The organism is Flavobacterium sp. DSP2-3-1, from assembly GCF_049896865.1.
In the GTDB taxonomy this organism is placed as follows: Bacteria; Bacteroidota; Bacteroidia; order Flavobacteriales; family Flavobacteriaceae; genus Flavobacterium.
Map to the genome: position 1 here is coordinate 39,957 of NZ_JAFCVD010000008.1, position 11,724 is coordinate 51,680.

12 protein-coding genes are annotated in these 11,724 nt (G+C 34.2%); 9 read left to right on the forward strand and 3 right to left on the reverse strand.

Annotation, left to right across the window (positions count from 1 at the left end; all coding sequences use genetic code 11):
• Window positions 1-24 precede the first annotated feature (24 nt).
• Both ribH and ACP7AT_RS10415 read right to left on the reverse strand, forming a co-directional pair.
• Window positions 25-600 (reverse strand): 6,7-dimethyl-8-ribityllumazine synthase, encoded by a 576-nt coding sequence (gene ribH, locus ACP7AT_RS10410; protein WP_426064258.1) that lies wholly within the window; start codon window positions 598-600, stop codon window positions 25-27.
• A gap of 106 nt (window positions 601-706) precedes the next feature.
• Entirely contained in the window at window positions 707-1,483 is a 777-nt protein-coding gene (locus tag ACP7AT_RS10415; RefSeq protein WP_426064259.1) for a tetratricopeptide repeat protein, read from the reverse strand.
• A gap of 232 nt (window positions 1,484-1,715) precedes the next feature.
• Between ACP7AT_RS10415 and recF the strand changes: the two genes are divergently transcribed.
• The 9 genes from recF to ACP7AT_RS10460 all read left to right on the forward strand — a co-directional run bounded on the left by recF (window position 1,716) and on the right by ACP7AT_RS10460 (window position 10,734).
• Window positions 1,716-2,795 carry a DNA replication/repair protein RecF gene (gene recF, locus ACP7AT_RS10420; protein WP_426064260.1) on the forward strand — a complete coding sequence of 360 codons (1,080 nt, stop codon included), beginning with the start codon at window positions 1,716-1,718 and terminating at the stop codon, window positions 2,793-2,795.
• A 78-nt stretch (window positions 2,796-2,873) separates the two neighbouring features.
• Window positions 2,874-3,572 (forward strand): thioredoxin domain-containing protein, encoded by a 699-nt coding sequence (locus ACP7AT_RS10425; RefSeq protein WP_426064261.1) that lies wholly within the window; start codon window positions 2,874-2,876, stop codon window positions 3,570-3,572.
• Between the two features lie 6 nt (window positions 3,573-3,578).
• On the forward strand, window positions 3,579-4,250 hold the full coding sequence (locus ACP7AT_RS10430) for a DUF2461 domain-containing protein (protein WP_426064262.1): 672 nt from the start codon (window positions 3,579-3,581) through the stop codon (window positions 4,248-4,250).
• 5 nt (window positions 4,251-4,255) lie between these two features.
• On the forward strand, window positions 4,256-5,323 hold the full coding sequence (locus ACP7AT_RS10435; protein ID WP_426064263.1) for a glycosyltransferase: 1,068 nt from the start codon (window positions 4,256-4,258) through the stop codon (window positions 5,321-5,323).
• Window positions 5,324-5,325: 2 nt separating this feature from the next.
• Window positions 5,326-7,173 carry an asparagine synthase (glutamine-hydrolyzing) gene (gene asnB / locus ACP7AT_RS10440; RefSeq protein ID WP_426064264.1) on the forward strand — a complete coding sequence of 616 codons (1,848 nt, stop codon included), beginning with the start codon at window positions 5,326-5,328 and terminating at the stop codon, window positions 7,171-7,173.
• A gap of 48 nt (window positions 7,174-7,221) precedes the next feature.
• Window positions 7,222-8,235, forward strand: a complete 1,014-nt coding sequence (gene murB / locus ACP7AT_RS10445) for a UDP-N-acetylmuramate dehydrogenase (RefSeq protein ID WP_426064265.1) — start codon at window positions 7,222-7,224, stop codon at window positions 8,233-8,235.
• Between the two features lie 125 nt (window positions 8,236-8,360).
• Window positions 8,361-8,975 (forward strand): FMN-binding negative transcriptional regulator, encoded by a 615-nt coding sequence (locus ACP7AT_RS10450; RefSeq protein WP_426064266.1) that lies wholly within the window; start codon window positions 8,361-8,363, stop codon window positions 8,973-8,975.
• A 110-nt stretch (window positions 8,976-9,085) separates the two neighbouring features.
• Window positions 9,086-10,192, forward strand: a complete 1,107-nt coding sequence (locus tag ACP7AT_RS10455) for a glycosyltransferase (RefSeq protein WP_426064267.1) — start codon at window positions 9,086-9,088, stop codon at window positions 10,190-10,192.
• On the forward strand, window positions 10,183-10,734 hold the full coding sequence (locus tag ACP7AT_RS10460) for an RNA polymerase sigma factor (protein ID WP_426064268.1): 552 nt from the start codon (window positions 10,183-10,185) through the stop codon (window positions 10,732-10,734). Before ACP7AT_RS10455 ends, ACP7AT_RS10460 begins: the two co-directional genes overlap by 10 nt.
• Window positions 10,735-10,848: 114 nt before the next feature.
• On the opposite strand, the gene ACP7AT_RS10465 is transcribed toward ACP7AT_RS10460, so the two are convergent.
• Complete coding sequence (locus ACP7AT_RS10465) at window positions 10,849-11,601, reverse strand: glycerophosphodiester phosphodiesterase (protein WP_426064269.1); 753 nt, start codon at window positions 11,599-11,601, stop codon at window positions 10,849-10,851.
• Between the last annotated feature and the right edge of the window lie 123 nt (window positions 11,602-11,724).

Sequence of the window (11,724 nt, forward strand, 5' to 3'; positions counted from 1 at the left end):
AAAAATAACAGGTAATGCTATTATTTATTCTTTTAATTCGAGAGGAGTTCCTTCATCTAACTGAACAGCACCCGAAGATAATAAATGTTGGTTGTCAATTTGATGTGACAACGAGGATTGTTGACGAATATAAGCCATTTTGATAGCGGCAATAGCAGCTTCGGTACCTTTATTTCCGTGAATTCCTCCACTTCTGTCAATGGATTGTTGCATTGTATTGTCAGTAAGTACACAAAATATAACTGGAATATCCGTTTGAACATTCAAATCTTTTATACCCTGCGTTACGCCTTCACATACAAAATCAAAATGTTTGGTTTGCCCTTGAATGACACATCCAATAACAATAACAGCATCAACATTTTGTGTTTGCAACATTTTTTTAGCGCCATAAATAAGCTCAAAGCTTCCTGGAACGTTCCAACGGATTATTTGTCCAGCTGGAACTTCGTTTTCTAACAGGGTTTTGAACGCACCATTAAAAAGACCTTCAGTTATATTCTCGTTCCACTCAGCAACTACAATTCCAAAACGAAAATTTTTCGCATTTGGAACAGTATTTTTGTCGTATTCGGATAAATTTTTATTTTCGGTAGCCATTTGATTTTAGAATTTTGATTTTAAAATTTTGATTTCAGATATTAAAGATAGCATTTTGAAATCAAAAGTCTACAATCTTAAATCACCAATCTTAAATCATTTTTTACTATTGTGCTAATCCTATCAAAACGTCAACTGAAGCAGCTTCTGGAGTAGCTTCATAATTTTCTTTGATATCAGTAAAATATTTTAATGCATCTGCCTTATTTCCTAGAGCCAGAGCAATTTTTCCAGCTTTCAACAAGAAACGCGGCGTTGTAAAATCATTTTTGTTTGATTCAGCAGCTTTTACATAATTTTCCAAAGCTTCCTTTGGTTGATTTTTTTGAGAATAAGCATCTCCAATCGCTCCTTTTGCCAAAGCTCCTAAAACAATATCATCTGATTTAAACTTGCTCAAATAATCAATTGCTTCTGTATATTTTCCTGTATTCAAATAGGCAATTCCAGCATAATAATTTGCTAAATTACCCGCATCAGTTCCCGAATATTCATCTGCTATTTTCAAGAATCCAAATTTCCCTTCTGAACCGTTTAAAGACAACTTATATAATGAATCACTTGCTACTCCATCCGTTGCTTTTTGAAAATTTTGTTGTGCAACGAACATTTCATTAGCGGCCTCATCTTGTTTTGGCGAAGCAATAAATCTTTGGTATGCTAAATATCCAATAGTTAATATCGCTGCAGCGGCAACTAATCCAATAATGATTTTTTGATTTTTGGCAACCCAGTCCTCCGTTATTGTAGCACTTTCATCTAATTTTGAAAAAACTTCAGCAGTTGTACTGTCTTTTTCGTCAATGATTACCGCTTCAACTCCTTCTTCTTTTACTTCTTTTTCTTTTGGTGCTTTATATCCTCTTTTATTGTAAGTAGCCATTTAAATTTAATTTAGTGAGTCGCAAAAATAAAATTTTTATTCAAACCCACACAAAAAATATGCTTTTATATTAAAAAAAAATATACTGCGGAATTCTTGGTTTCCAAAGACAAAATAATTCTCAGAGAAAAAACAGAAAAGAAGGTTTTATCGATATTTTTCAATAATTTGCACCCACTTTAAAAAACCCATTTAAAAACAGTAAAGTTCTCAATACCAGCAAGCCTTACCCATGTATTTAAAAAAGATTTCATTATTCAATTATAAGAATTTCTCAGAAGCAAATTTTGATTTCGACAGCAAAATAAATTGTTTTGTAGGCAAAAACGGAATTGGTAAAACAAATGTGCTGGATGCTATTTATCATTTATCATACGGAAAAAGCTATTTTAATCCGTTAGCGGTCCAAAATATTAAACACGGAGAGGAATTTTTTGTCATTGACGCTACATTTGATAAGAATGAACGAACGGAACAAATAGTCTGCAGTCTTAAAAAAGGCCAGAAGAAAATATTGAAACGCAACGGCAAAGCATACGATAAGTTTTCGGACCATATTGGATTTATTCCTTTGGTGATTATATCCCCAGCCGACAGAGATTTGATTGTGGAAGGCAGTGAAACCAGACGGAAATTTATGGACAGCGTCATTTCGCAACTGGATTTCCATTATTTGCAGCAACTTATTCAATACCAGAAAGTAATGAGCCAGCGCAACGCTTTATTAAAATATTTTGCATTGAACCATGTTTTTGATACCGATACGCTGTCTATCTATAATGAGCAACTCAACGGTTTTGGCAATTATATTTTTGAAAAAAGAAAAGAATTCATAGAACAATTCATTCCTATTTTCAACACGCACCATCAAGCCATAACAGGTTCGCAGGAAACTGTTCAGCTTGTGTATGAAAGTCATTTATTTGAGAAAGATTTACTAAGCCTTTTACAGGAAAACATTAATAAAGACCGCGCTTTACATTACACGAGTGTGGGAATTCATAAAGACGATTTAGCTTTTGATATTGATGAACATCCAATAAAGAAATTTGGCTCACAAGGCCAACAAAAATCCTATTTAATCGCTTTAAAACTAGCACAATTTGAATTTTTAAAAAAACAAAGCGGTGTGAAACCAATTCTGTTATTTGATGATATTTTTGACAAATTAGATGAAAGTCGGGTGGCCAAAATAATCGAAATGGTCAACAGTGATACTTTTGGACAACTATTCATTTCGGATACGCATCCGGAGCGTACTGAAGTTATTTTAAAATCGACGCATCAGAGCTATAAAATTTTCAACTTATAACTTTTATTTAATAGTTTTTATAGCGTTCAAAAATCGAAAAAAACTAATTTAGCCTATTCAAATTTAAATCAAATTACAATGAAATTCAGTTCAATATTTCTATTAATCATATCTTTTGCTTTTTTATCTTGTAATGGACAAGCATCAAAAGAAAGCCAAACTATCGATGCAAAAGCTTTTAGCGAAAAAATCGCAGCAACAACAAATCCACAAATTCTGGATGTACGAACGCCTGCGGAATTTTCGTCAGATCATATAGACAAGGCCGTCAACGTAGATTGGCTCGGAGACAGCTTTGTTGCGGGAACCGAAAAACTGGACAAAACAAAACCTGTTTATGTGTACTGCAAAAGCGGCGGAAGAAGTCAAAGTGCCGTTGCAAAACTGGAAGAACTTGGTTTTACAAATGTTTATCAATTACAGGGCGGTATTTTAAAATGGGACGCTGCAGGACTGTCTAAACCGAGCAACAAAATAATCGGAATGACTTTGCAGGACTACAATAAATTAGTAGACTCCGATAAAAAAGTATTGGTTAGTTTTTATGCTGAATGGTGTGCGCCTTGCAAAAAAATGACACCCTACATCACAAAAATGCAAACTGAACTAGCAGATAGTGTAACCATCATACGATTGGATGCCGACAAAAACAAAACTTTAATGACCGAAATGAAAATTAGTGAACTTCCTACAATATTATTGTATGAAAAAGCAGCAGTAAAATGGAGAAAATCCAGTTTCATTAGCGAAGGAGAATTAAGAGAACAAATACAATAGTACTAGATGCTTTCAAAAGAAACACTGCAATTTTTGGATGATTTAAAAGCCAATAACAACCGGGATTGGTTTTTAGAAAATAAAAAACGTTACGAAGCTTTCAAGAAAGATTACCAACAATTAGTTGCTGATTTACTGGATGCCATGAAACCGCTGGACCCATCGCTGGAAATGCTTGAAGTCAAAAATTGTACGTTTAGAATCAATCGCGACATTCGGTTTTCTAAGGACAAAACGCCGTACAAATCCCACTTAGGAATCTGGCTTTCGTCTGGTGCGAAAGGGCTGAATCGTTCCGGTTATTACATTCACTTAGAAAAAGACGCAAGTTTTATTGCTGGTGGATTGTATTGCCCAGAGTCCGAAGATTTAAAAAAAATGCGCAAAGAAATTGCCTATTTTCATGATGATCTCGAAGCTATTCTTGAGGAAAAAAATTTCAAAAGGGAATTTGGCGACTTTGATAGAAATGAAAAAGATACTTTAAAAAACCCACCAAGAGGCTATGACAAAGAACATCCGGCGATAGAATTATTAAAATTAAAGAGCTTTGAGTCTTCTCAGAAAATTGAGTTCTCAGCTGCTGCAAAAAAAGATTTTGTTGGTGTAATGAGCCAAAAACTGATTGCGCTAAAACCATTGAACGATTTCATCAATCGCGCCTTAACGTCGGAATAATTAAAATGAAAAAAAAGAAAATACTTTTTCTTGGAGAATCCTATAGAGCCGATGCCATCACTTGGATGAACGGACTCAGGGAATTTGGCAATTTCGAAATCATCACTTGGGAATTAAAAACGCCCAGCGATTGTTTTAGGAAACGAATTTTAAGGATTTTCGAATTTGAATTTGCTATTTTCAAAATCAAAAAACTAATCCAGCTGCATAAACCGGATATGGTTATTGCGGAACGAACTACCAGTTATGGCTTTCTTGCTGCATTGTCCGGAGTAAAACCTGTAGCAATTGCGCAACAAGGCCGAACAGATTTGTGGCCGGAAAAATCTATTTCACTTCCGTTAAAAAAAATAATTCAGTATTACGCTTTCAAAAAAGCCGATTTAATTCATGCTTGGGGACCCGTGATGACTATATCTATGCTGCAGGCTAAAGTTGACATGAGTAAGGTCTTGGTATTACCAAAGGGAATTGATTTGGCACAATTTGGCAATCAAAACACTGCCAATCCTGAAAAAATTTGCGCTATCGTCACCCGCTCTTTGATGCCGGAATACCGCCACGCTACTATTTTAAAGGCATTTGCTATTTTAAACCAAAAAGGGATAGATTTCGTCCTTAAAATTGTAGGAGAAGGAACGCAACTTGAAAAATTGAAAAATTTAGCAAAACATTTAGGTATCGAAAATAAAGTCAATTTTACCGGAAGAATTCTGAATACGGAATTGCCAAAGCTATTGCAAGAATCTAATATTTACATCAGTATGCCCATAACAGAAGGCGTTTCGGCATCCTTATTTGAAGCGATGGCTACAAATTGTTATCCAATAGTGAGTGACATTACAGGAAATCAAAGTTGGATTGAGCATCGAAAAAACGGTCAATTAGTTACCGTTGACGATTCTGAAAAGCTTGCCGAGGAATTAATTTGGGCTTTTGAAAATAGAGATCACAGGGCACAAGCCGTTTCTAACAACAGGACATTTGTTGTAAAAAATGCTGACTACATTACAAATATGAAGATTATTGCCCAAAAATACCACGAATTAATTAACTCAAATCACTCCAATTAATTATGTGTGGAATTAATGGAATCTTGCATTTACAATCTCAAAAAAAAGTAGACGAACGCAATCTTGTAAAAATGCGGGATTCTCTGGAACATCGCGGCCCGGATGACAAAGGATTATTTATAGCAAGTAATATTGGTTTAGGACACCGAAGACTTTCAATTCTGGATGTTTCTTTAGCCGGACACCAACCTTTCTTTTCAGAGGACGGAAGATACATTATGGTTTACAATGGCGAAATCTATAATTATAAAGAATTTTACCCTGAGTTGAAAAGCAGCGGTTTTGACATCAAAACTACTTCGGATACGGAGGTTTTAATGAAATTATTTGAATTGCACGGCTTAAAAATGCTCGGCCGCCTCAATGGAATGTTTGCTTTTGCTATTTGGGATAAATTAGAAAAAAAGCTGACTCTTGTTCGAGACAGAATGGGCGTTAAACCGCTATATTATTCTTTTTATAACGAAACATTTTATTTTGCATCGGAGCAAAAAGCACTTTTCACGGCCGGAGTTCCGCTTAAAATGGCGCAAGACGGACTGGAAGAATATATTTTTAACCGATTTGTAGCCGGCGAAAACACATTGTACCAGAACATAAAAAAAGTGTTGCCTGGACATATTATGACCATTCATGAAGGTGGAAAAACCACTAACCAAAAATGGTGGGATTTAAAAAAGGAAATTCAAAATCAGCCTAAAATAAAAAATCCTATTGAATGGTTTCGGGAAACCTTTGATGATTCTGTTAAAACGCGAATGGTGAGCGACGTTCCTGTCGGTGTACTATTAAGCGGCGGACTGGATTCTTCCTCGGTTTTAGCGTCATTGCACCATCAAAAATACAAAGACATCCAGACGTTCAATATGGGTTTCAAAGAAAAGGAACACAACGAAGCGCACTTAGCAAAAATGATGGCCGAGAAGTTCAATTATGGATTTCACACAATGCAATTAGAAAATAAAAATCTTTATGATCAATTAATCAGTTCAACTTATTTTCAGGATGAACCCATTATGCATTTAAGCGAACCACATATTTTAGCAGTAGCACAAATGGCAAAACCTGCCGTAAAAGTATTGCTGTCGGGTGAAGGCGCCGATGAATTAATGGGCGGTTATGTACGCTACAAAGCTTTGAAATATCCGTCTTTGTTAAATTCAATTGCGACCATCAGCAACATCGAATTATTTTCTAAAACACCGAGGTATGAAAAGCTGCGTCGTTACGCTCAAATCAGTAAAAAATCTGATTTGGTTATTTACAATGGCTCGAATATTTACCCTAATGATATTGCAAAAACTTTTGGCATAAATACACCTCCAACAAACGAATATAGGAGAAAAATCTACGAAGAAGCAAAATCATTGTATCCTGATAATTTACGCAGACAAGCACTTTATTTTGACCAACATACCTATTTATGCTCGCTGCTGGATAGAAACGATCGTTGTACAATGGGCGCATCCATTGAGTGTAGAGAACCATTTCTGGACCCGAGATTAATTATTGGGCTAGGATCATTGGATGACAAGTGGCTCTTCTCAGGAAAAAAATGGAAATTCATTCTGAAAAAAGCAATGGAAGAACGTTTACCAAATGAAATTCTGAATTTTAGAAAAGTAGGTTTGAGTGCGCCTTGGGGCGATTACATTACAAAAAGCCCGGCTTTTAAAGACGAATTAGACTCTTTTTCAAAAAGTGATCTATTTCAAATCCCTTATTTCGAACACATTAATATCCAGAAATTATTACTGAATTTACAAAAAGGCGATACTAGAATGACTCCTTATATTATGCCATTGTTTATGATGCATATCTGGATGAAAACGTATGCAACTAAATTTTAATTCTTACTTTTGATGCATAATTCAACAATACAAAACGCACTTTCTTTTATGGAAATACAGCATAATTTCTCTTTAAAAAAATACAATACATTTGGTATTGAAGCCAAAGCAAAACAGTTTGTCGCAGTACATTCTGTGCAGGAATTAAAAAATGTTTTAGAAGAAAATAAAACCATCCAAAAATTTATTTTAGGCGGTGGAAGCAATATGCTTTTTACAAAGGACATTGATGCGCTAGTAATTCATATCGATTTAAAAGGCAAGAAAATTATAAAAGAAAACGACGATTTTGTCTGGGTCGAATGTCAAGCTGGAGAGAGCTGGCATGAATTTGTGCTTTGGACCATCAACCAAAATTTTGGAGCACTGGAGAATATGTCACTTATTCCGGGAAATATTGGAACTACGCCAGTCCAAAACATTGGAGCGTATGGAACCGAAATAAAAGACACTTTTGTTTCCTGTGAGGCAATGACAATAGCAAGTCAGGAAATGAAAACGTTTACGAAGGAAGAATGTCATTTTGGGTACCGAGAAAGCATTTTTAAAAACAAAGTAAAAAACCAATATATTATTACATCAGTTGTCTTTAAATTGACAAAAACGAACCATAAAATTAATACTTCTTACGGAGATATTTCGGCTGAATTAGCCAGAAACAACATCACTAATCCTACTTTAAAGGATGTTAGTAACGCCGTAATTACTATTCGGAAAAGCAAATTACCCGATCCAAAACAGTTGGGTAACAGCGGTAGTTTCTTTAAAAACCCAATTCTCCTGAAATCAGATTTCCAAAAAATTCATCAACAATTTCCTGAAATGAAATATTTTGACATTTCAGAAACCGAAGTAAAAGTTCCCGCTGGCTGGCTAATTGAACAAGCTGGTTTCAAAGGAAAACGTTTTGGAGATGCCGGAATCCATAAAAACCAAGCTTTGGTTTTAGTGAATTACGGTAATGCAACCGGTCAGGAAATTTTGAATGTTTCTAAAGATATTCAGCACACTATTTTTAAAATGTTTGGAATTCATATTGAAGCCGAAGTTAATGTGATATAGATTTCAGCTTGCAGTGTTCCGTCGCAGTGTTCAGCTCTACAAAAATCGGAATTTTTTATGGATTTCAGATTATTAATACCAAAATAGCATTTCAAAACTGCTAAATCCTAATTCTTAAAGTAAAAATGTACACTCCAGAAATCTACAAAAACGAGAATCAAGAAGAAATAAAAAAATTTCTGCAAGAGAATAGTTTTGGTATTCTCATCAATCAAACCAATGGGAAATTGTGCGCAACACATATTCCTTTGGAACTGGAGACCAATAATGAAGGCAAGGACATTTTATGCGGGCACATTTCTAAAGAAAACCCACAATGGATTGGTTTTACAGACAACGACCAAATTCTAGCTGTATTTTCCGGACCTCACAGTTATATTTCTTCTTCTTGGTACGATCACGAAAATGTTCCAACATGGAACTATGTTGCGGTTCATGTGTATGGAAAAATCAAAATTATTGAAGGAGAAGCCGTCATCGAATCCTTAAAAAAGCTAGTTGATAAGTCCGAAAAAAAATCTGAAAATCCGGTTCGTGTAGAAAATTTATCTACGAAAACCATGATGCAATCTCGTGGAATTGTAGCATTTGAAATTGAAATTACTGAAATCCAAGCCACAAGAAAATTGTCTCAAAACAGAGACAAAAAAAATCATCAAAACATTATATCCGAGTTAGAGAAAGCGAACACGAATCAGTCCATCGCTATCGCAAATGAGATGAAGAAATGCCCAATATAATTTCTTTCGAAATTCACGAATTGTATTTAACAATTTAGAATTCAATTCATACCTTTGCACTCTCCCGTTTCGAGGCCTCGGCATCGATATTAAAAACTCATAAAACTCAAATGCTTAGACTAATTCTTTACTTTTTTATTTTTATTGTTGTCATTCAAATTTCGTATTATTTAGGTGTTTTTCGAAAATTTGCTTTCGCTGACGCGCAGAAAATTACACCTAAAAGAATCCCGATTACGGTAATTGTTTGTGCCAAAAACGAAGAAGAAAATGTCGCAAATTTTATTCCCCTACTTGCGGAACAAAACTATCCTGATTTTGAAATTGTACTGATTGATGATGCGTCAAGTGATCGTACTTTGGATATTTTTGAAGGTTTTGAAAAGCAATATCCTAATGTTCGTTTGGTAAAAGTCGAGAACAATGAAGCCTTTTGGGGAAACAAAAAATATGCTTTGACATTGGGAATAAAAGCGGCCAGAAAAGAGTACTTATTGTTCACGGATGCTGATTGTTACCCCACTTCAAAAGAATGGATAACAGCAATGAGTTCTCAATTTACCATGCAAAAAACAATTGTTTTGGGTTATGGTAAATATGAAAAAATTCCTAATTCATTTCTGAATAAAATAATTCGTTTTGAAACTTTATTGACCGCAATTCAATATTTTTCATGGGCAAAAATTGGACATCCTTACATGGGCGTCGGAAGAAATTTAGCCTACAAAAAAGAAGAATTTTTCAATGTAAATGGATTCATTGAACACATGCAGATTCGTTCTGGCGATGATGATTTATTTGTAAACCAAGCTGCAAAAGCTAAAAACACTACTATTGCCTATACACTCGAAAGTTTTACGCTTTCTAAACCAAAAACTACTTATAAAGACTGGTTGACCCAAAAGAGAAGGCATATTGCGACGGCAAATTATTATAAACCATTCGATAAATTACAATTGGGAGCATTCTATTGTTCGCAATTACTATTCATTTTATTGCCCATTATCCTGTTGGCTTTTCAATTTCAATGGATATTAGTTTTAAGTTTAATAGCATTGCGTTATCTTGTGGCATGGATTGTGGTAGGTTTTTCAGCAGGTAAACTTAAAGAAAATGACATTAAATTCTGGTTTCCTGTCGTCGAGGTAGTACTTATCTTCACACAAATCAATATTTTTATAACAAATATATTCTCAAAACCAATACATTGGAAATAAACAAACAAATAGAAAAAGCAAAACAAGGCGATCAGGTTGCCTTCACTTTTCTATTGAATTATTATTGGAATGAAGTGTATGGTTTTATGCTGAAACGTACCGAAAACGAAACCAATGCAGAGGATGTTACTATAGAAACTTTCTCGAAAGCATTTGATAAAATAGCTTCTTACAACTCGGAATTCCAATTTAACACTTGGCTTATTGCTATTGCAAAAAATGTATACATTGATTTATTGCGAAAAAAGAAATCAAGTCTTTTTGTAGAAATTACTGATGAAGAAGACCAGCAAGCCTACAATATTGCTGACACTACTCCATCTGCAGAAGATGAATTGATTACTGAACAAAACCTTTCCCGGTTATTGCAATTCATCAAAGAATTGAAACCACATTATCAAGAAGTGATTCAGTTGCGCTATTTTCAGGAAATGAGTTACCAGGAAATTGCCAATAAAATTGGTGAACCATTGAGTAATGTAAAGATTAAATTGCTTCGCGCCAAAAAACTTCTGGCAGAAATTATTCAGAACAAAAGGTAGTTTTCTTTTTATAAAATAGCATCGATTTTTAATCCTTTAAAAATAAAAAAAGTGATCTAAATTAATTTTAGACCACTTGATTAAAATCAAAAGCGAATACCGATTACTAAAAAATTACCTTATAACTCTTTCCGGATAATCCGTAATAATTCCGCTTACTTTAAGTCCTTGTAAATTCTTAATATCCGCAAGTTCATTCACCGTCCAAGGATAGATTTTAAAATTATTCGCTTTCATTATCGCTACATTTTCAGCCGTTAAAGTTTTAAAATATGGGTTTATTGCCTGCGCATTTAGCTCTTTTCCAGTTTTTATAATAGTCTCTATAGGATCTTTGTACGTAAGCAACCCAATAGCTATTTCATTACTTAGAGACCTCATTTTTTGCAATTCTCCTATTCGAAAACTAGAAATAAAGAAATCTTTATTTCTCCATCCTTTTTTCTTATATTCTTCTATAATTCTGTACGTATCCGTTGCGGTATTAGTTCCTTTCAACTCAATATTAAGCACTACTCTTTTATCAATGGTCTCAATAACTTCTTGTAAAGTTGGGATTTGATGTTTTCCAGCAACCAAAACTTTTCTCAATTCATTGAAAGTGTATTCTTCAATTTTACCTTTTGCGTTTGTGATTCGATCCAAATCATCATCATGAAAAACAACCATTTCTCCCGTTTTTATTTTAAAAACATCTATTTCTAACATATCCGCTTTTAACTCTATTCCTTTTTCTATTGATGCCAATGTATTCTCTGTGGCATGCCCCATTGCTCCTCTGTGACCACAAACAACAAATTTATTTGAAGTGCAATTTGAAAATAATAGGACTACTGATGATGCCAATAATAGTTTAGTGAATTTCATAATTTTCATTTAAGTTTTTATAGTAAAAATAGATTATGCGGCAGTCTCAAATATTAAGGAAGGATTAAATTAAGACTATTTTATTTAAACAAATTCAATGATTTCAGTATTCAAATTGTTAAC

Excerpts from the sequence above, each read along its gene's own strand:
- ribH (WP_426064258.1), bottom strand. The coding sequence starts at position 600 with ATGGCTACCGAAAATAAAAATTTATCCGAATACGACAAAAATACTGTT.
- ACP7AT_RS10450 (WP_426064266.1), top strand. The coding sequence starts at position 8,361 with ATGTACACTCCAGAAATCTACAAAAACGAGAATCAAGAAGAAATAAAA.
- ACP7AT_RS10435 (WP_426064263.1), top strand. The coding sequence starts at position 4,256 with ATGAAAAAAAAGAAAATACTTTTTCTTGGAGAATCCTATAGAGCCGAT.
- recF (WP_426064260.1), top strand. The coding sequence starts at position 1,716 with ATGTATTTAAAAAAGATTTCATTATTCAATTATAAGAATTTCTCAGAA.
- ACP7AT_RS10465 (WP_426064269.1), bottom strand. The coding sequence starts at position 11,601 with ATGAAATTCACTAAACTATTATTGGCATCATCAGTAGTCCTATTATTT.
- ACP7AT_RS10425 (WP_426064261.1), top strand. The coding sequence starts at position 2,874 with ATGAAATTCAGTTCAATATTTCTATTAATCATATCTTTTGCTTTTTTA.
- ACP7AT_RS10455 (WP_426064267.1), top strand. The coding sequence starts at position 9,086 with ATGCTTAGACTAATTCTTTACTTTTTTATTTTTATTGTTGTCATTCAA.
- ACP7AT_RS10430 (WP_426064262.1), top strand. The coding sequence starts at position 3,579 with ATGCTTTCAAAAGAAACACTGCAATTTTTGGATGATTTAAAAGCCAAT.
- ACP7AT_RS10415 (WP_426064259.1), bottom strand. The coding sequence starts at position 1,483 with ATGGCTACTTACAATAAAAGAGGATATAAAGCACCAAAAGAAAAAGAA.
- murB (WP_426064265.1), top strand. The coding sequence starts at position 7,222 with ATGGAAATACAGCATAATTTCTCTTTAAAAAAATACAATACATTTGGT.
- asnB (WP_426064264.1), top strand. The coding sequence starts at position 5,326 with ATGTGTGGAATTAATGGAATCTTGCATTTACAATCTCAAAAAAAAGTA.